16 protein-coding genes are annotated in these 19,617 nt (G+C 62.5%); all 16 read left to right on the forward strand.

Annotation, left to right across the window (positions count from 1 at the left end):
• A partial coding sequence (locus tag VGH98_03190; protein ID HEY2374958.1) for a GNAT family N-acetyltransferase occupies nt 1-746 on the forward strand: 746 nt, incomplete at its 5' end.
• A complete protein-coding gene (locus tag VGH98_03195) occupies nt 743-1,237 on the forward strand; it encodes a S24/S26 family peptidase (GenBank protein ID HEY2374959.1) in 495 nt (164 codons plus the stop codon). The genes VGH98_03190 and VGH98_03195, both read left to right, overlap by 4 nt.
• A gap of 19 nt (nt 1,238-1,256) precedes the next feature.
• The gene (locus VGH98_03200) at nt 1,257-2,177 is read left to right on the forward strand and encodes a hypothetical protein (protein ID HEY2374960.1); all 921 of its coding nucleotides are present in this window, start codon (nt 1,257-1,259) and stop codon (nt 2,175-2,177) included.
• A gap of 55 nt (nt 2,178-2,232) precedes the next feature.
• Entirely contained in the window at nt 2,233-2,541 is a 309-nt protein-coding gene (locus tag VGH98_03205; GenBank protein HEY2374961.1) for a PqqD family protein, read from the forward strand.
• Nucleotides 2,538-3,689: a radical SAM protein gene (locus VGH98_03210; protein HEY2374962.1), complete on the forward strand. Its 1,152-nt coding sequence runs from the start codon at nt 2,538-2,540 to the stop codon at nt 3,687-3,689. The genes VGH98_03205 and VGH98_03210 overlap by 4 nt, the downstream gene beginning before the upstream one ends.
• Nucleotides 3,690-4,057: 368 nt before the next feature.
• On the forward strand, nt 4,058-5,566 hold the full coding sequence (locus tag VGH98_03215; GenBank protein HEY2374963.1) for a hypothetical protein: 1,509 nt from the start codon (nt 4,058-4,060) through the stop codon (nt 5,564-5,566).
• Nucleotides 5,567-5,579: 13 nt separating this feature from the next.
• Nucleotides 5,580-6,860 carry a hypothetical protein gene (locus tag VGH98_03220; GenBank protein ID HEY2374964.1) on the forward strand — a complete coding sequence of 427 codons (1,281 nt, stop codon included), beginning with the start codon at nt 5,580-5,582 and terminating at the stop codon, nt 6,858-6,860.
• 11 nt (nt 6,861-6,871) lie between these two features.
• The gene (locus tag VGH98_03225) at nt 6,872-8,437 is read left to right on the forward strand and encodes an OmpA family protein (protein ID HEY2374965.1); all 1,566 of its coding nucleotides are present in this window, start codon (nt 6,872-6,874) and stop codon (nt 8,435-8,437) included.
• A 204-nt stretch (nt 8,438-8,641) separates the two neighbouring features.
• Nucleotides 8,642-9,964, forward strand: coding sequence for a UDP-glucose/GDP-mannose dehydrogenase family protein (locus VGH98_03230; protein ID HEY2374966.1), 1,323 nt, complete (start codon nt 8,642-8,644; stop codon nt 9,962-9,964).
• Nucleotides 9,961-10,953 (forward strand): UDP-glucuronic acid decarboxylase family protein, encoded by a 993-nt coding sequence (locus tag VGH98_03235; GenBank protein HEY2374967.1) that lies wholly within the window; start codon nt 9,961-9,963, stop codon nt 10,951-10,953. Before VGH98_03230 ends, VGH98_03235 begins: the two co-directional genes overlap by 4 nt.
• A complete protein-coding gene (locus VGH98_03240) occupies nt 10,934-11,656 on the forward strand; it encodes a tetratricopeptide repeat protein (protein ID HEY2374968.1) in 723 nt (240 codons plus the stop codon). The genes VGH98_03235 and VGH98_03240 overlap by 20 nt, the downstream gene beginning before the upstream one ends.
• 38 nt (nt 11,657-11,694) lie before the next feature.
• Nucleotides 11,695-12,477 (forward strand): outer membrane protein assembly factor BamD, encoded by a 783-nt coding sequence (gene bamD / locus VGH98_03245; protein ID HEY2374969.1) that lies wholly within the window; start codon nt 11,695-11,697, stop codon nt 12,475-12,477.
• 3 nt (nt 12,478-12,480) lie between these two features.
• Nucleotides 12,481-13,095, forward strand: coding sequence for a nicotinate (nicotinamide) nucleotide adenylyltransferase (gene nadD / locus VGH98_03250; protein ID HEY2374970.1), 615 nt, complete (start codon nt 12,481-12,483; stop codon nt 13,093-13,095).
• 8 nt (nt 13,096-13,103) lie between these two features.
• Complete coding sequence (secA, locus tag VGH98_03255; GenBank protein HEY2374971.1) at nt 13,104-16,427, forward strand: preprotein translocase subunit SecA; 3,324 nt, start codon at nt 13,104-13,106, stop codon at nt 16,425-16,427.
• A gap of 91 nt (nt 16,428-16,518) precedes the next feature.
• The gene (radC, locus tag VGH98_03260) at nt 16,519-17,223 is read left to right on the forward strand and encodes a DNA repair protein RadC (protein HEY2374972.1); all 705 of its coding nucleotides are present in this window, start codon (nt 16,519-16,521) and stop codon (nt 17,221-17,223) included.
• Nucleotides 17,220-19,409 carry a bifunctional (p)ppGpp synthetase/guanosine-3',5'-bis(diphosphate) 3'-pyrophosphohydrolase gene (locus tag VGH98_03265; protein ID HEY2374973.1) on the forward strand — a complete coding sequence of 730 codons (2,190 nt, stop codon included), beginning with the start codon at nt 17,220-17,222 and terminating at the stop codon, nt 19,407-19,409. Before radC ends, VGH98_03265 begins: the two co-directional genes overlap by 4 nt.
• Nucleotides 19,410-19,617: the final 208 nt, after the last annotated feature.

Raw genomic sequence — 19,617 nt, forward strand, 5'->3', positions numbered from 1 at the left:
ACGGGCGCGGTGCCAGGCGCGGTGACGTCATCGTCAGGCGCGACGCGCGGGGACACTGCGCTTTGCGGCGCGTGACAGCGTTGGCGGATGGCGACGTTCGCGTGAGGCCGGATGCGCAGCATACTGCCGAGGAAGTCGTTCAACGCGCCGCGATCCTCGCTAAGTGCGACCTCGTCGACGTTGGAGGAAGCTGCTCTCCGATCGAGCGCCGTCCTCACGGCGCTCTGTCCATTCTACGCGCGATGCTTCGCGCTCCCAGATCGGTGAGCGAGCGATCATCGCGCGTGTTATATGTCTATGACTTCGCCGCCGCGCCGGTCAGCACGCCAGATTCGCCCGTGCACTTCAACGAGCTCACGCCTGACGAAATCCGTGACCGAGCCTCGATGCTGGTGATGGGAGGCGAGTCCACCATGGCGCCTAACGCCCACGATGCAGGCTGCGTCGTGGGCACGTTGTCTGGTCGCAACGTTTACCACGTATGGTATGTCCGCGGCGACGGCGCTCGCCTGCACGGCTTGCCGACTGATTGGCGGCCGCGAGGTCGAGTGCTGTTCTTGCACGGCGGATACACCGAGCCGGAGTTTCGTGCGCGCGGAATTCATTCCGCTGCCTTACGATGGCTGCTCGCGCGCGAACGGGCGTGCGAGACCGCCCACGCGATCGGGGTTGTGAATGCTGATAACGTTCCCGCGCAACGTGCCGTGGAGTCGGTCGGGTTCCGTGCCGTCGGTCGCGTCACATGACTGAAGGTCTGTCGTCGCGGCCGCGAACGCCCGTACTCGAGAAGCGTTCGCTACAGCTTTCCGCCACAGACGCGGCGCGGCTGATCCGTGATGCAGTTGCCGCGGGCGGCGAGATGTGGGTGAGCGGCTCCGGCGGAAGCATGCATCCCACCATTCGCCACCTCGATCCGGTGCTCGTCGCGCCTGTCACTCGCCGTGTGCGGCGCGGTGACGTGGTGCTGGTGCCCCTTGGGCCTCGCTTGATGCTGCATCGCGTGGTGGATGTTCGTGGCGACATCGTGCTGACGCGGGGCGATGCTCGCCAACGAAACGATGCGCCGGTCGGGAGAAAGGAGGTGGTTGCGCGGGCTCTGGCCGTACGCCAACAACGTACGGTGACCACCCTGGTACCCACGTTGCGATTCGGGCTCGTGCCAGTGGTGCGCTTCCTGCTCTGTGAAGTGTACCGTCGCGCCCGATTATTGCGCGCGGCGCTGAGACGCAAGCATTGAGAACCTAACGAGCAGCAGCATGACGATATTGCCGCGGGGCGTTGGCTTCGCGACGGGGAAGGTCGTGTACCAAGGCGAGCTTTCGCTTCGCTTTGGTCGGCTCGTCATAGCGTTTCGGGGCGCCGAGCCATCCGACCGCTTCTCGATCGAAGACACGCACATACCCTTCGTCGTTCCCTCGAATACGCCGGCACAGGTGGATCTCACGTGTCGAATTGCGCCGATTCGGTCGCCAGACGGACCGATTGCGTTCTCCGCCGGACGCTCCTGGGATCTTTGGCGTGAAGCGGACGGCAGCGAGGACATTGTCTTCCGTGGCGGCGCCGAATTCGGCACGGACGCCTGGCATCTGCGGTTCGATTCGACATTCCGATCCGGGTCGCTGTCCGAAGCGCCCGTAATGCCAGACCGGTTCATCCGTGCCGACGGCTATCCGCTCCTCGAGTACATCGTCGCGCGCCAACTCGCTCGGCATGATGGCGCGCTGATCCATGCGAGCACGGCCATTGTCGAGGGCGGCGCATTCGTCTTCGTCGGGCACTCCGGGGCGGGGAAGTCGACGATGGCCGCAATTGCGGAGGGCGCCGGCGCAAAAATCCCAACCGACGATCGAACGATTCTCACCGCGGGCGACACGCCGATGGCGTGGGGAACGCCCTGGCACGGAAGCCTGGTGCGCAAGTCGCCGGACGGCGCGCCATTACGGTGCATTTATCTCTTACAGCAATCGCGCGAGAACCGGTGTGAGCCGCTTTCTCCCGGTCGGGCGGTGAAGGAGCTGTTCGTCCGACTGATCCAGCCACGACTGCACGGCGCGGAGATACAGCAAACGCTACACGTGCTCGAGTCGATCGTGGAGCGAGTGCCGGCGGCGGTGCTGCACTTCCGGCCGACGGAAGCCGCGTTCGACTTGGCGCTTAGTCATGCTGGCGCGTCGTGATGGTTCCTTCAACGCTGACGCCGATTGGCTCTGTTTTTGCGACACTGGACGCCCGATGATTTCGGGCTTCGTTGACAAGACCGTCGAGTACCGACGTCGCGATAACTATGTCTACCGCTTGACGGTAGGCGAGCACCTCCTCGTCGCTCTGCACGCTCAAAGTGATGAGCCGATTTACGCGCTGACGGTCACCGGGGCTGAGCTGTGGGAACGCCTCGCGGAGTGGTCGACGACCGATCAACTCACGGATGGGCTGGTCGCCGAATACGAGGTGACGTCGGAGGCCGCACGCGAGGACGTTCGTGAGTTCCTCGATCAGCTGGCACTGCTCAGCGCGCTCGAGACGCGCGGAGCGACTGCATGACCGCGATTCCGAAGATCTCGGCCGCCGTTATGCGGCAGCGCATGGTGGAGCGGGCCCGGCGCGAGCGCATTCCGCTCCAGGCGGACATCGAGATCATCGCGACGTGCAACTTCAAGTGCGTGCACTGCTACATCGCGCCGTGCGCGGAGCGCGAGGACGTGATGTCTCTCGCGCAGGCACAGATCGTTTTCGACAAGCTGCAAGCGGCCGGGACGCAGGCGGTTCTCCTGACCGGCGGCGAGGTGTTGACCCATAAGGAATTCCGGCAGATCTACCTTTCCGCCAAGCAGCATGGCTTCGACGTCTATATCAACACGAATGCGTACCTCATCGGCGAACGATGGGCGGATTTCCTCGCCGAATGGCCGCCGAGGGGGCTGTCGATCAGTCTGTATGGAATGAATCCGGAGTCGTACGAGAAGCTCACGGGAATTCCGAAAGCGTACGAGCGTGTGATGCGCGCGATCGACCTGCTCCTCGACCGAGGGATCAAGTTCGACTTGAAATGCCCCGCCATGACGATCACGGCGGAGGAATTACCGGCGATGCAGGCCTTCGCGAAGGCGAAGGGGATTCTCTTCCGTACGGATTACTCGATGATACCCCAGGAGAAAGGGGATACCGGACCGCTGCAGTTCCAGCTCGCGCCGCAGGACGTCATGACGCTGGAGCGGCGCATCGATCCGGACTTCAAGAGCTTCCGCGCCTACGCGAAGCCGAGGGTCGACGGTTCGACGACGGATTCAGTGTACAAGTGCGGTGCCGGCAAGACGTCGATGCACATCAACGTCCATGGTGGCGTCACCACCTGCTCGACGTCCCGTAAAGTCGTCGGCAACATCTTCGAGCAGCCGTTCGATGAGATCTGGGCGACGTTAGGCGGCAAGGTCGCGATGAAGTATCCCGCCGGCCACCCGTGCGCATCGTGTCAGTTCTCGCGTATCTGCGCCGGCTGTCCGGCGACGGTGGAGCAGCTGACGGGTCTGCCAACCGGTTACGTCCAGATGTACTGCAAGATGACCCATCAGCGCGCGCACGAGCTCGGATATCACCCGACGGGCGTGCCGCGCACCGTCACCGAGGGCATTCCGGCGCACGTCGTCACGCCGACGCGGAACGCGGCACGGATGCTCCCAGTACTGGCCTGATCATAACGAGATCCTAACGATTGAGGGACGCGACCCATGAAGCGCAGTCAGTACATCAAGCCATCGGTTTTGCAGCTCGATTTCACGACCGACGAAGAGGTTGTGAGTCTGTCCTCGTGCAAGTCGAACACGAGCTCACAGCAACAGACTATCCCGCATGGCCCCGGATCTGACTGTGGCTCCAGTTTTTGCAATTCGGTCTCGCCCTCGTGAGACGGCGATTCGCACGGAGCTCCGTCCGCTTCGTTCGTTGATTCGCAGGAACTGACAAAGACTCTCCCCTCATTTGGTGTGGAGGGTCACACGGGGCACAGTGATTGCACCCGAGGGTGCACCGAATTCGTTCACTCCTGACAAAGGAAAGTTTGATGCGGGCCTCGATTCTGCTGCGCACCGCGGCCACGGCCAGTGTGGTGGCGTTGACTCTTGCTGGCTGCGACTCGAATCCGACTCTAGTAACGCAGCCGCCTCTCAATCCGCATCTCGCCAACCCGGCGGACAGCGTCATCTCGACGCAAGGTAGCATTCGCGTCGTTTTCGTGGGATCCGTTAATCAGGCCACCGCGCTCGATCCCGGCAACTTCGTCGTCACGAACAATTGTACCGGCCTGCCCGTTCCAGGCTCACTTCGCTTCGTCGGCGACACACTCGTTTTCACACCCTCTCAAACGCTTCCATTCCTCACTGCACTGACGGTTCGCGTCCAAGGCGTCTTGGACGCCAGCGACAATGCGATGAAGCAGCCGGTGATCATCCACCTGCGAACGCAGAATCCGCCGGTCTCTGACGTCAGTTGGGCGCAACTCGCGAGCCCGACAAACGACTTCATTGCCGGCGTTTCGTTCGTCGACCCAGACTTCGGCTTCATCTCGACCATCACCGGTGGTGTTTATCGAACTGATAACGGTGGACAATCATTTGCCGCATTCTTCAAGAGTGCCGATGTCATTTCGACATTCGACATCCGGTTGGTGTCGAAGGACTCGATGTACATGGTCGGGGCGCCAAGCTTTGGCGGCACCAGGCTAGGCGCCACCGCCCTGTTCCGCTCCATCGATGGTGGCCATACGTTCGACACCGTCTTCACCGAAAACTCCGGGAACATGTTCTCCCTTTCGCTGCTCAAGCGAACGGGCGCGGCGCCGCTCATGGTCATGGGCGGCAGCATTGGATCCATGGTGGCTTGGCGCTTCGACCAACAGAATGATTCCATCGCGCGCTTCGGACCGGTCGGTGGTTCAGTGTTTGGTAACATGGCTGACATCTCGCCGAACGGCGCGAACGCGGCGCTTGTCGGTGTCCAGCTGACGGGACCGCAGTCGGGAATCGGCGTTGCCTATGGCTCGACCGATGGCGGTCGCACCTACACGCCAATCACGCTCCCCGCGAACACGCACATACTCGACGGGCTAGGCTTCATCAACAACACCGACGCATTTCTTCTCGGCGACACGTCGGCGGTGCTGCGGGTGAACGTGACGACGGGCGCCGTAACGTCGTTAGGTGCCGCCAACGGAATTCCGCAGACCGAGTCGGATCCCGCGACCGGGTCTCTCACAGTCTATTTCTTCACGCGCGCCAGGTTCACGCCGGACGATCCCAACGTCGGCTGGATTATCGGCACGGTTGTGCGTCGCGTTCCAGGCCTACCGGATGTGCGCCGTGGCATCATTCTCATCACTCGCGACGGTGGGCAGACCTTCACTCGTCAGGCAGTGAGCAATGCTCCCGAAAATGGTCTCGGGTTCCCGGAACTGCGCGACATCTCAGTACTCAGTAAGAACTTCGCAGTCGTCGCCGGCGGCTCGGGTTTCATCGCGGCGCGGAAGTCCGATACGCAGAACTTCGCTCAGCTCTGCTCGTTCACGGCCCAGTAAGAGCAACGCGCCAATGAAATTCCATCGAACCACTCCACACACGCGCGCTGCCCGGTTGCTGGCGCTCGTCCTCGCGCTGGCGATGATTCCCGCAGTGCCCAGAGTCACCCGCGCCCAGCAGGTCGCCGGCGGCGACTTCGACATCTGCGATTACTGCGGGTCGCTCGTCGCGAACACGATGCATCTCGTGGGGCGGCCGGGGTTCGGCACGAACCTGGGGCAGTTCGTGCTCATCAATGGGGCCAACGACGCCCAGGACGTCGACCGTGACGGATGGACGGCTGGCGTGAACTTCACGAATCTGTACGTCCAGCAGGTCACCGACTTCACTAATCCTGCCCTCCCGTCGAATACGATCACCGCGAGCAATTTCGTGCTTGGCGGCTTTTTGAATCCGCTCAACAACGGATTTCAGAATTCCGTCAGCGTCTCGGTGAACATTCCGATCGGAACGCCGGCCGGTACGTACCGCGGAAGGGTGACGATCGCGGATTCGGTGCTCACGCCAGGGCTGAACCCAAATGGTGAGCAAACGCGCCTCGACTACTTCTATATCGAGGTCGAGGTGCTTCCGGTGCCGTCCGCGCAGCTCCTGCAGGGCGACACGGCGGCCAATCTCGACTCACTCGTCATCCGCGGACGCGCCGGCGATCGCGCGAGTGGTGTGGCGCGTGTGGCGAACACCGGCAACACGTCATTGACGAACGTCGCGCTTTCCGTCTCCGATCTGCGGTTGGAGAGCGCCGTCAACATCATCATTCCCTCATCCCGCATCACTGTCCAGCCGCCAAGCTTCTCGTCGATTGCGATGGGCGACACCGTGCGCGCGACGGTGACGGTGGACATTCCGAATGGAATTCTCGGCGGTCGGTACCGTGGAACGCTCACCATGCAATCGGCGGAAGCGCCTCCGATCGTTGTGCCGGTTGTCCTTATCGTCACCAGCACGCGTGGAATCCTCTTCGAGAACAACCCAGTTCGCAATGCGAATGGCGTCGCGCGCATCGCCTTCAACGCAGATCCGGGCACTGATTACGAAGTCGCCATTTTCGACATGAATGGCCTGATCGTGTTCATCGCGAAGGGCACGGTGTTCCCCGGGCTGGCGCCTAATGACTCGTTGGCCACAGCGGCACAACCTGGAACAGGCGCTGACTTCGCGGTGGCCGTCACCTGGCCACTGATCAATGACCGCGGCGAAGCCGTGGCGAGTGGTACCTATCTCGTGGTCGTCCAATCCATCGTCAACGGCCAACGGCAGCTCGCCCGCGACAAGCTCATCGTCATCCGGTAAGAGGACGTCGAATGTTACGCGCATCTCGTTACGCCTTGCTGCTTACACTGGCGTCGTCCGCTGCCCTTGCACAGACGGCGACGACGGGCCAGAAGCCGATTAGCACCGCTGGTGGCGACGCGGACAACGGCCTCTATGCCGCGACGCTTCTTTTGATGGGGATCACGCCTCGCGCGGTCGCGCTCGGCGAAGCCATGGGTGCCGTCGAGGGCGATCCAGGCTCGATGTGGTATAACGCCGCTGGCCTTGCACGCATCAGGACGAACTCCTTCATGGTCACCGGCCGCCAGGGCTTTGCCGACAGTCAGCTCGGTGGCGCGACCGTTACGTTCCCGACCGATATTGGAACTTTCGCCATCGCCGCGAGGGGACTGAACGAGGGCACGATCCAGCAGTCGTCGAATTACACTCTTGGTCCAAGCTGCCGCGCGTATCAGTTCAATCTGGAAGGAGGCGGTGCGCTCCAGCTCGCGACGCACTTCATGATCGGCGGGAGCTTGTTCTATGCGCAACAATCGTTATGCAATCAGGGCGCGGCGACAATCGGGTTGAACGCCGGTTTCCTGATGCCGGAGATCATCTGGGATCGGCTCGCCCTCGGCGCCGGTGTTCGCAACTGGGGAACGCGGGTGACCTTTGACTCGCTCAGCTCCAGCCCACCGTTGTTTGGCTATGCCTCGGCGGCCGTCGATCTGCTGCAGCACTCCAACCTGATGCAGACGCCCGTGCTCTTCGGAGGTCGCTCGATCATCGTCGACGCGAAGCTCGTCGGTCAGGTCAACTTCCCGTACAAGAACGAGATCTTTCCGGCCGCCGGTCTCGAGGCCACCGTGAACGGTCTGATCATCGGACGCGTCGGCTATCAATGGGGAGACGACAACCGCGCGGGTCTCTCGCTCGGTGCCGGCATCAACGTTGGTCAGTTCCGGCTCGAGTATGCCTTCCGGAACCGTCAGAACGCCGGTGCGCCGTTCTTCAGCTACGATCCCATCGGCGACGAGCACCACGTCAGCGCCACGCTGTTCTTCGGCGGGCCACAGTCCAATCAGCCGGTGGTGCCGGTGATCATCAACCAGCCGATCGACACCGCGGCGATCAATGCGGCAGTGCGCGATGCGGTGCAGAAAGAGCTCGCCGGTCTGCGCCCGTTGCTCGACAGCCTGCGGAACGCGCGCGTCGAAATTCAGCGCGTCGATACGACGGCGCTGATTTCGCGATACGTCGTTCCGATCCACTTCGATTTCGACTCGGCCGTCGTGCGAGAAGGAGATATGGCGACGCTGGGTCAGGTCGCCGAAGTAATTCGCCGTGCCTATCCGAATGCGCTCGTCACGATCGAAGGGTTCGCGGATCCCGCCGGCAGCCGTGAGTACAACATGCGGCTCTCGCGTCGCCGTGCCGAGGCAGTGAAGACGGTCATGGTAGCGCGCTTCAATCTCCCATCGGCACAGTTCCGCACGATTGGCTATGGTGAGCAATTCGAGCGACAGGTCGCGCCGGGAGCACGTCGCTCGGATCCGGGCGCCGAGGAGAATCGCCGCGTCACATTCACCATCGACGCAACGCGTCATTTCTGATGTAGGATCAACTAGAACTGTCGTGGCGAGAGGGGCGGGAGCGAGCGCATAGCGCGAGCGAGCCGCGAGCGCCAGCGAGCGGGACGAGGACGTTACGCGCCTCGTCCCGCATCGTAATTGTCATAGGCAGTACCGTTTGCGGCGCTTGGTCGTGCTCGGTTAAGATTCGCTCTCGAAACATCCTGCAGACATTACGGAGAACTCGTGCAGATATCGGTCGTTGGGACCGGCTACGTCGGCCTCGTCGTCGGCGCGTGCCTGGCTGAAACCGGCAATACGGTCTGGTGCGCTGACGTCGATCAAGGGAAGATCGAGGCGTTGAAGCAGAACGTCATTCCGATTTACGAACCGGGCCTCGACTCGCTCGTTGAGCGAAATCAGAAGGCCGGACGGCTGAACTTCACCACCGACGTTGCCGATTCGATACGCCGCAGCGACGTCGTGTTCATCGCGGTCGGTACGCCGCCTGACGAGGACGGCTCGGCTGATCTGCGCCACGTGCTCGCCGTCGCGGAGACGATCGGCAATTGCATGAAGCGCGAGATGGTGATCGTGACGAAGTCCACCGTCCCGGTTGGCACCGCGGCAAAGGTGGCGGACTGTGTCGGACGCTCGGCGCAGCATCCCTTCCACATGTGTAGCAACCCCGAGTTCCTCAAAGAGGGCGCGGCGGTCGACGATTTCATGTATCCCGACCGCGTCGTCCTCGGCGTCGACAGCGATCATGCGCGCAGTGTGATGGCCGAGCTCTATGCGCCATTCGTGCGCACCGGAAAGCCGATCATCTTCATGGACATCGCGTCGGCCGAGATGACGAAATATGCAGCAAACGCGATGCTTGCGACGCGCATTTCATTCATGAACGAGGTCGCGAACCTGTGCGAGCGCGTTGGCGCGAACGTCGACCTCGTCCGGAAGGGCATCGGCAGCGATTCGCGGATTGGACCGGCCTTTCTATTCCCCGGTCCTGGCTATGGTGGATCGTGCTTCCCGAAGGACGTGAAAGCACTCGTTAGGACCGCGCGCGACAACGGCGCCTGCTTGCGTGTCCTCGAGGCGGTCGAGACCGTGAATGACGACCAGAAACACCGGCTCTTCCAGAAGCTGCAGCACGCGCTCGGTGAGGAGCTGCGCGGATCGCGGATCGCGGTGTGGGGTCTCGCCTTCAAACCGCAAACGGACGACATGCGCGAGGCGCCAGCGCTCGCGCTCATTGAGGATCTACTCAATGCGGGAGCGGAGGTGGCGGCGCATGATCCGGTCGCGATGCCGGAAGCTCGGCGACGACTCGGCGGCCGCGTGACGTTCGCCGAAACAAGCTACGACGCGCTCAACGCCGCCGACGCGCTCGCGATCGTCACGGACTGGAACGAATATCGGCATCCGGACTTCGCGCGGATCAAGAGTGCGTTGCGGCGGGCGGTGATCGTCGATGGCCGGAATCTCTACTCGACGAGTAAGATGGCCGATCTCGGCTTCAAGTATCACTCGATTGGCCGCACGGTGCCGGGCGGGGGCGTGGCATGAGAGTCCTCATAACTGGTGCGGCTGGCTTTCTCGGATCCCATCTCACCGATCGCTTTCTGCGCGACGGCCACTCGGTCGTCGGACTCGACAATTTCGTCACCGGTAGCCCCGATAACATCGCGCACCTGACGGGAAACGATCGCTTTCAGTTCGTACGACACAACATTTCCGAGTACACGTATATCGCCGGCCCCCTCGATGGGGTGCTTCATTTTGCTTCGCCGGCGAGCCCCATCGATTATCTCGAGCTGCCCATTCAAACACTGAAGGTTGGGTCGCTCGGCACGCACAACGCGCTCGGTATCGCGAAGGCAAAGAAGGCGAGATTCTTCCTTGCGTCGACGTCGGAAGTCTATGGCGACCCGCTGGAGCATCCGCAGAAGGAGAGCTACTGGGGCAATGTGAATCCCATCGGTCCTCGCGGCGTGTACGACGAGGCGAAGCGCTTTTCCGAGGCGATCACGATGGCCTACCATCGGTATCACGGCCTCGACACGCGCATCGTGCGCATCTTCAACACCTATGGGCCGCGAATGCGTCCACGCGATGGACGCGTCGTGTCGAACTTCATCGTGCAGGCACTCAACGGCGAGGACCTGACGATTTACGGCGACGGCTCGCAGACGCGCAGCTTTTGTTACGTCGACGACGAGGTTGAGGGCATCTACCGGCTGTTCATGAACGGTGATTCGAATCCGACGAACATCGGCAATCCGACAGAGTTCACCGTGCGTCAGCTCGCCGAGATGGTCGTCGAGCTCACGAAGTCGTCAGCGACCATTATCGCCGAGCCGCTCCCCCAGGACGATCCCAAAGTGCGAAAGCCCGACATCACGCGCGCACGCACGATGTTGGGCTGGGAGCCGAAGGTCCCATTGCGAGACGGACTCGTTAGAACCATCGAATACTTCCGCGGCTTGATCGGCACCGAACGCATGAAGCCTCGGGTCCCATTGGCCACACGAAGCCATGTTGGAAGCGTCGCCTAACCTGCTTTCGCTCGCAAAGGAGCGATTCGCCGTGCGTGACTATCACGGCGCAGCACTTCTTTTGACTTCGCTGACGCAGGAGGGTCCGGCGTTCGCGGACGCTCTGAATCTGCTTGGCCTTTCGTTGGCGATGGTAGATCGCGCCACCGACGCCGTCGGCGCCTTCGATCAGGCGCTCCGCGTGAATCCGCGTTACGTGGAGGCCTATCTGAATCGGGCCGTCGTACTCAATCACCTCGGCAGGGAAATCGAAGCCCAGACCTCGATGGCGCGCGCCGCGGAGCTCGGAGCGGCGGACGAAAGCGGTTACCCGGCGGTGGTGGCTAACAAGCTCGCGAACGCGCACCTCTCACTTGGTCACGACTACCGGGCGGCGGGTTCGATTGAGTGTTCGATCGAGCAGTATCGTCGAGCGCTCGAGCTCAGGCCCCATTTCAACGACATCCGGCTCGCCCTGGGACGGGCGCTAGTCGAGTATGGTCGCTTCGAGGAGGCGGGCGCCGTTCTTGATGAAGTGTTGCATGACCGGCCTTCGTGGCTCGACGCCATGCTACTCCGGGGGTTGGCCGCTTATCTTCAGGGCGATCTTGACGCAGCGGGAACGATCTGGACTGAAGCCTCCATGCGGCATCCGGAGGAGCCGCGGCTGGAGATCTATCGAAGCATGCTCCTGCGTCGCCGCCAGGAACTCGGCAATGCCTGAGCGCAACTCTCGCCTTTCCTCCGGGTAGCACCAGCGATATGGTCGAACGCCTTTGGAGATACACAGCGGCAGTCTTGTTCTTGATCGTCGCCGTTGCGTGTCATCCTGATTTTGTGCTCAAGAACTACAACACGAACGCGGCGCTATTCCAGGCGGGCCTGCGGCAGTTCGAGCAACACAAGTGGGACAATGCGATCGCGGCCTTCGAGAAGCTCACGCTCGATCTGCCCGCTCGTGATTCACTCCTGCCGCGCTCGTACTGGTATCTCGCGACGGCGCATGAAAGGCAGGGCGAGCACCTTCTCGCCGCGCAGAGCTACTCGAAGCTCGTCGAGAGCTTCCCGGACGACAGTCTCTCCGACGACGCGGCGCTCGAGGCCGCTCGGAGTTACTGGAAGATGTGGCGCAAGCCGGCGCTCGATCCGACGTACGGCGAGACGGCACTCGCGACGTACAACACGTTGTTGGGGCTGTATCCCACGTCGCCTCTCGTGCCCGTCGCCACGAAGGAGCTCGCTGAGCTCGAGAACTGGTTCGCGATCAAGAACTATGAAACGGGCTTGTTCTATTTTCGCCGAAAGGCGTTCGACTCCGCGATCCTCTACTTCAAGGACGTCCTGCAGCGATGGCCGGACTCTCCTACGGCGCGACCGACGTCGATGAAGCTCGTCGAAGCCTATAAGGCGATTCGGTATCGTGAGGACGCCTCGGACCTCTGCACGCAGCTGCGGAAGAAATACGCGAACGACTCCGGCGTTAGGGACGTCTGCACTGGCATTCCAGACGCTCCGATACAGCCGACGACCTCCGCTGTGCCCTGAGCCGTGCGGCTCGGGATCTTCGGCGGCAGCTTCGATCCTCCGCACATCGGCCACCTCCTCGTGGCCACCGACGCCTTCGAGTCGTTGTCCCTCGACAAGCTCTTCTTCGTTCCTGCGGCCGTTCAACCGCTCAAGATGGGTGTGGCGTCGGCGGCGGCACATCAGCGACTGGCGATGGTACGATTGCTTGTCGGAGCCGACCCGCGCTTCGCCGTGGATTCGGTCGAAATCGACCGAGCCGGTTTATCTTACACAGTCGACACACTGGAGACATTCGCCCAACGGTTCCCCAAAGCCGAGCGGTTTTTCCTCATCGGTGAGGATGCGATGGCGGCTTTTGGAGCGTGGCGTGACCCACAGCGGATCCTGAAGCTTTCGAAGCTGGCGATTCTGCGACGTCGGGCCGCCGAGTCGGAGGGAACGAGCGGTCACGGGCAGGGAGGCGCGTCGGTCGATCCGACATCGAGTCTACCAGCCGGAACCATCGCCCTGCCGACGCGTCTGGTAGACGTGTCATCGACCGAGATTCGCGAGCGGATTCGCCAGGGCAAGTCGGTTCGAGGCTTCGTGCCGGAATCCGTCGCCGCATTCATCGAAACAGAGCGGTTGTACAGATAGAGGATAGCATGATCAAGGGACTCATCAGCGCGGTGTTGGGGACGCGCCATGATCGCGAGCGGCGGAAGATCCAGCCGATCGTGGACGAGATCAACGAGGAGTACGCGCGGCTACACGACGTTTCCGAGGAGGAGCTGCGCGGCCAGACCGAGAAGCTGCGCGGGATCATTCGCGAGCGAACGAGTGCGCTTGAAGCGCGCGTTGCCGAGCTTCGAGAACAGAAGCGCACGGCCGCCGATCCGACGGAGCGCGAGAAGATCGACGCCGAGCTGGGTGGCTCCGATGGGCGTGGCGGCGCCGAGGGCGACCTTCGTCGTGAGATCGCTGAAGTGCTCGACGAGATCCTCCCGGAGGCGTTCGCGACCGTGCGGGAAGCGTGTCGTCGTCTCCTCGGCACGAAGGTGATGGTCACCGGGCACGAGATGGCGTGGGACATGGTGCCGTACGACGTCCAGCTGATGGGCGGCATCGAGCTCCATTTGGGGAAGATCGCGGAGATGGCGACCGGCGAGGGCAAGACGCTCGTCGCGACGCTGCCGCTCTACCTCAACGCGCTACCCGGGAAGGGCTCGCACCTCGTCACGGTGAACTCGTATCTGGCGCGTCGCGACGCGCAGTGGATGGGTCACGTCTACACCTATCTCGGCCTAACGGTTGGGTGTATCGACGATACGGAGCCGGGAACGCCCGAGCGGCGCGCCGCGTACCTGAACGACATCACGTACGGCACGAACAACGAGTACGGCTTCGACTACCTTCGCGACAACATGGTCGTGTCGTTGGACCAGCGGGTTCAGCGCAGCCATACGTTCGCAATCGTCGACGAAGTGGACTCGGTGCTGATCGACGAAGCGCGGACGCCGCTGATCATCTCGGGCCCGGTCGGGAACGACAACGATCCGCTGTTCTTCGAGTTCAACAGCGGCGTCGAGCGGCTCGTTAGGCGACAGACGGAGCTCGTCAACACGCTCGTCGGTGAGGCGGAGCGCGACCTGGAGAAGGGAGACACTGCCGGCGGCGCGCTGAAGATGTACAAGGCGCAGCTCGGAAGTCCGAAGAACCGGCGGCTCTTCAAGCTCATGCAGGAGCCTGGCAACAAGACGCTCGTGCAGAAGATGGAGCTCGATCACATCGCGGATCGCCGGCTCCCCGCCAGCAAGCAGCAGTACCGCGACACGGAAGACGACTTGCTCTACGTCCTCGACGAGAAGGGTCACCAGGTACACCTCACCGATCGCGGCGTCGATTTCATGTCGCCGGGCGATCACGAGGCGTTCGTGCTCCCCGATATCTCGCTCGAGACGCACCACGTCGATCACGACACGTCGCTCACCCCCGAGGAGCGCCTCGAGGCACGGAAGAAGCTCGAGGCGGAGTACGCGCAGAAGAGTGAGCGTTTACACATCGTTCACCAGCTGCTGCGCGCCCACGCGCTCTACGAGAAGGACGTGAATTACGTCGTCCAGGAGGGCGAAGTCCTGATCGTCGACGAGTTCACCGGTCGAACGATGCCGGGGCGTCGCTGGTCCGAAGGTTTGCACCAGGCGGTCGAGGCAAAGGAAGGAGTGAATGTGAAGGGTGAGACGCAGACCATGGCGACCATCACCATTCAGAACTACTTCCGCATGTACAACAAGCTCGCGGGCATGACCGGCACCGCGGAGACGGAGGAGAACGAATTCTTCCAGATCTACAGCCTGGAAGTCGCCGTCATCCCGACGAACAAGCCCGTGGTGCGCGACGACCGGCACGATTGGGTCTACAAGACCCGGCGCGAGAAGTACAACGCGATCCTCGAGGAGACGCGGCGGCTCCACGGACTCAATTATCCAGTGCTCATCGGCACGACGAGCGTCGACGCGTCGGAGACACTTGCGCGCATGTTCCAGCGTGCTGGTCTCAAGCACAACGTGCTCAACGCGAAGTACCACCAGCGCGAGGCCGAGATCGTCGCTGGCGCGGGTCAGCCCGGCGCGGTCACGATTGCGACGAACATGGCGGGACGCGGTACCGACATCAAACTCGGTCCGGGCGTCACCGAGTCGAGGCCGTCGACGATCAAGGATCCGGAAGGGAAGGACGTCGAGATCAGTGAAGACGGCGGCTTGCACATCATCGGCTCCGAGCGGCACGAGTCGCGGCGCATCGATCGCCAGTTGCGCGGCCGATCGGGACGCCAGGGCGACCCGGGCGCGTCGCAATTCTTCCTGTCGCTCGAAGATGACCTGATGCGCATCTTCGGCTCGGAGCGCATCGCCCGGCTCATGGATCGCCTCGGCGCGCAGGAGGGTGAGGTGCTCACGCATCCGCTCATCACGCGCTCGATCGAGCAAGCGCAGAAGCGTGTCGAGCTACAGAATTTCCAGGCTCGTAAGCGGCTGCTGGAGTACGACGACGTCATGAACCAGCAGCGTGAGGTGATCTATTCGCTGCGCAGCTTCGCACTCGAAGGCGGCGAGGAGCTGAAGGGCGAAGCGCAGAAGATGATCGACAAGGCGGTGACGCAGCGCGTCGACACCGCGCTCGCCGAGTACGAGAATGCGACCGAGTGGGACCTGCCGTTCCTCGAGCAGGACTTGCTCATGCATTACATGCTGCGCGTGCCGGCGTTCGAGAACGCCGATCACCGGCCGACGAGTTTAGAAGACGCTCAAGAAATGACGCGGGTTGCGGCGCGGCAGGCATTCGTCGCCAAGCTCGCGCAGCTCGACCAGACGAAGGACGAGGCCGGCAAGGGCTACGGCGACCGGCTCCTCTCGCTCGTTATGCTGAACGTGCTGGACGAGAAGTGGAAGGATCACCTCTACGACCTCGACCAGCTGCGCAATTCGATCGGCTACCGCTCGTGGGGCCAGCAGGATCCGCTCATCGAGTACAAGCGCGAAGCGTACTCGATGTTCGTCGATCTCATGAACGACGTCTACAGCACGTTTACGGAGCGCTTCCTCAAGGTGCAGCTGATGTTCGAGCCGCCGGTTCCCGAGCTCATCGCCCAGCGGAGCGGCGCGGGCGACGGCGGCAAGCCCAAGAAACGCTACAACGCGTTGGGCATCCTCGAGGACATCCCCGAAGAGACCGTCGAGAGCACGAATGGCGACGGAAACGGAAACGGCACGGGACCCGACGAAGTCATGGACATCGCCGCTGACGAGCCGCCGAAGAAAGACGTCGTCGCGCGACGCGATCCGCTCGTCGTCGGCGCGGGACGAACGCGATCTCTGAACTCCACGCCGGTGCCGGCGAACGTCGATTGGACGAACGTCGGACGCAACGATCCGTGTCCCTGCGGGTCAGGGAAGAAATTCAAGAAGTGCCACGGCGCCACACTTTGATGACGCCCTCCGCGGTCGCACGTGATACCGATCAGCGTCTGCACGTCAGCGTGATCGAGATCACGAGCAAATTTCCGCGGAGGATGCATCAATGGCTGGCCAGCTTCGTTCGAAAACATTAACTATTCGGGAACTACCTCGATCCGAACGGCCGCGTGAGCGTCTGATTGACTTGGGGGCGCAAGCTCTCAGCTCTGCGGAGCTCCTCGCGATCGTCCTCGGGTCGGGTGGCCTCGGCAGGACCGCGCTCCAGATTGGCCAGAGCGTCCTGGCGGGCGCAGGCGGATCGCTTCGTCGCATTGCGATGCAGCCAGTGGCCGCACTGACGTCCATGACGGGGGTGGGTACCGCAAGGGCGGCGACAGTCCATGCCGCTTTGGAACTTGGTCGCCGAATGGCCGCGGAATCGAGGGAGGATGGTGCGCCCGTGCGCTCGCCTCGGGACGTGGTCGGACTTTTCGCCGCGCGCTTGGAAGATCTTCCGGTCGAGGAATTCCACGTCGCGGTACTGGATTCGCAGCATCGGCTGGAGCGAGACATCATGGTCACGCGGGGTATACTCAATTCGTCGCTCGTTCATCCACGTGAGGTGTTTCGCGAGGCGATTGCCGAGCGGGCCGCGGCCATCATCCTCGTTCACAATCATCCGAGCGGCGATCCGACGCCGTCCGCCGATGATCGCGTCGTGACGGAACAGCTCGTCGCGGCCGGTCGTTTACTGGACATTCCCGTGCACGACCACATCATCGTCGGACGAGGACGATACACGAGCTTCGCGGAGGCGGGTCTGCTGTGACGGCAACGGCACCGGTTGGCGAGAAACGGAGCGGGGAATTCCTCCCCGGTTGGCGCGAGGACGAGCACCCACTGCACGACAAGCTCGATCGCGACTTGCTCGCGCGCGCCTATCGCTTCGGCGAGCAAGCCCATCGCGGCCAGGTACGAAATTCTGGCGAGCCGTTCATCAGCCACGCGGTGGAAGTCGCCAAGATTCTCGCCGATCTGCAACTCGATTCCACGACGGTCGCCTGCGGGCTATTGCATGACGTCGTCGAGGATACGAAGGTCGCGATCGCCGATGTCGATCGTGAGTTCGGGCGAGAGATCGCGAGCATCGTCGACGGGCTGACGAAGATCGCAAAGCTGCCGTCAGGCGGCTCGACACAGGATCGCCAGGTCGAGAGCTATCGAAAGCTTCTGCTGTCGATCGCGAAGGATGCTCGCGTCATCATCGTGAAGCTGGCCGACCGGCTGCACAACATGCGGACGCTCGACTTCTTATCGGAAGAAAAGCGGCGACGCATCGCGCAGGAGACCCGAGATCTGTACGCCCCACTCGCGCATCGCTTCGGTATGGCGAAGATGCGCTGGGAGCTCGAGGACCTGGCATTCAAGCACCTCGAAACGGAAGAATATCGTGCTCTTGCAAAGAAGGTGGCACAAAAACGGGGCGAGCGCGAAGCGCTCATCAAGCAGATGCGCGAGCCGCTCCAGAACGCGTTCACCCGCGCGGGAATCCCCAATGTGGACGCCACCGGTCGCCCGAAGCATCTGTGGTCGATCTACAAGAAGATGCAGCAGCGCCAGCGGCCCTACGAGGAGATCTATGATCTGCTCGCGATTCGTGTGCTCGTCGATTCCGTGCCGGACTGCTATCACGCGTTAGGCGTCGTGCACGACCAGTGGACACCGGTGCAGGAGCGCATCAAGGACTACATCGCGCAGCCGAAATCCAACGGCTATCAATCGCTGCACACGACGGTCTTCGGTCCCGGGCGGCAGTTGTACGAGATTCAGATTCGCACGCGCGATATGCACCGCACCGCGGACTTCGGCATCGCTGCGCACTGGCGTTACAAGGAGGACGCACCCGGCTCGGACGAGCTGGATCGGCACCTCACCTGGTTCCGTCAGGTGCTCGAGCTGCAGATGGACGCGAAGACGCCTGACGAGTTCCTCGAGTTCTTGAAGCTGGATCTCTATCAGGATGAGATCTTCGTCTTTACACCGACGGGCGACGTCATACAGCTGCCAAAAGGCGCGACGCCGATCGACTTTGCTTTTGCAGTCCACACGGAGATTGGTCTGCATTGCGCCGGCGCGAAGGTGAATGGCCGCATCGCGCCCCTTTCGCGCCCGCTGCGGAATTCGGAGACGGTCGAGATCATCACCGCGCCGACGGCAAAGCCGTCGCGCGACTGGCTTGCGCACGTCCGCACGGGTAGGGCGCGTCACAAGATTCGCCAAGTGATGCGGAAAGAGGCGCAGCAGTCGGCGACGAAGCTGGGTCAGGACATTCTCGACCGCGAGCTCAAGCGACGTCGGCTGGCCAAGATCGGCGATGATATGCTCGGCAAGGCCGCGCGTTCCCTCAGTCTCACCGACTCGACGCACCTTCTCGCGTCGATCGGGCAGGGCGACGTCAATGTTCTACAAGTTCTAAAGTTCGTCCACCCCGATCTCGAGACGAATCCCGAGGCCGCGAAGCCGAGCGCCCTCGAGCGCCTCGTCGACCGCGTGCGAGGCTCGAAGGGCGTTCGGATCCAGGGCGTGGACGGGCTGATGGTTCGATATGCCCAGTGCTGCCAGCCGGTCCCCGGCGACCCGGTCGTGGGCTACGTCACTCGTGGACGCGGCGTGAGTATTCACCGCGGTGATTGCCCGAACCTGCTGCTCCTGGCACACGAGCCCGAGCGCCGGCTCGAGATCGACTGGCAGGAAGCCGCAGGTGAGCGGTTCCTCGTGCGGCTCGCTCTCGAGGGCAATGACCGCCGCGGACTCTACGCCGACGTCGCGGCTGCCGTGAGCTCGACAGGCACCGACATCAAGAGCATGGACCTGCGGAGCACTGACGGCAAAATTGTCGGCTCCGTCCTCGTCGAGGTCGAGAACCTCGCGCACTTGCAGAAGATCATAAAGTCTGCTCGACGCGTAAAAGGCATCACAGAGGTGGCGCGCAGGGAGCGGCTGACCGCGGAATAGCAGGGTGTGGGATCCCGAAGCTGGGTGCGCGATGTTGAAGGAGCGCGTCGAAGACGGCGCGTCGAAGACGGCGCGTCGAAAGCAACGCGTCGAAAGCAGCGCGTCGAAAGCAGCGCGTCGAAAGGGGCGCGTCGAAAGGGGCGTGACGAAAACGGAATCGGGCGCAGCGCCTACGGCGCGCGCCCGATTTCCTTATTTGACGCAATTC

The organism is Gemmatimonadaceae bacterium, assembly GCA_036496605.1.
Taxonomy (GTDB): domain Bacteria; phylum Gemmatimonadota; class Gemmatimonadetes; order Gemmatimonadales; family Gemmatimonadaceae; genus AG2.

Coding starts and splice junctions, on each gene's coding strand:
- VGH98_03195 (HEY2374959.1), top strand. CDS start 743: ATGACTGAAGGTCTGTCGTCGCGGCCGCGAACGCCCGTACTCGAGAAG.
- VGH98_03200 (HEY2374960.1), top strand. CDS start 1,257: ATGACGATATTGCCGCGGGGCGTTGGCTTCGCGACGGGGAAGGTCGTG.
- VGH98_03205 (HEY2374961.1), top strand. CDS start 2,233: ATGATTTCGGGCTTCGTTGACAAGACCGTCGAGTACCGACGTCGCGAT.
- VGH98_03210 (HEY2374962.1), top strand. CDS start 2,538: ATGACCGCGATTCCGAAGATCTCGGCCGCCGTTATGCGGCAGCGCATG.
- VGH98_03215 (HEY2374963.1), top strand. CDS start 4,058: ATGCGGGCCTCGATTCTGCTGCGCACCGCGGCCACGGCCAGTGTGGTG.
- VGH98_03220 (HEY2374964.1), top strand. CDS start 5,580: ATGAAATTCCATCGAACCACTCCACACACGCGCGCTGCCCGGTTGCTG.
- VGH98_03225 (HEY2374965.1), top strand. CDS start 6,872: ATGTTACGCGCATCTCGTTACGCCTTGCTGCTTACACTGGCGTCGTCC.
- VGH98_03235 (HEY2374967.1), top strand. CDS start 9,961: ATGAGAGTCCTCATAACTGGTGCGGCTGGCTTTCTCGGATCCCATCTC.
- VGH98_03240 (HEY2374968.1), top strand. CDS start 10,934: ATGTTGGAAGCGTCGCCTAACCTGCTTTCGCTCGCAAAGGAGCGATTC.
- bamD (HEY2374969.1), top strand. CDS start 11,695: ATGGTCGAACGCCTTTGGAGATACACAGCGGCAGTCTTGTTCTTGATC.
- secA (HEY2374971.1), top strand. CDS start 13,104: ATGATCAAGGGACTCATCAGCGCGGTGTTGGGGACGCGCCATGATCGC.
- radC (HEY2374972.1), top strand. CDS start 16,519: ATGGCTGGCCAGCTTCGTTCGAAAACATTAACTATTCGGGAACTACCT.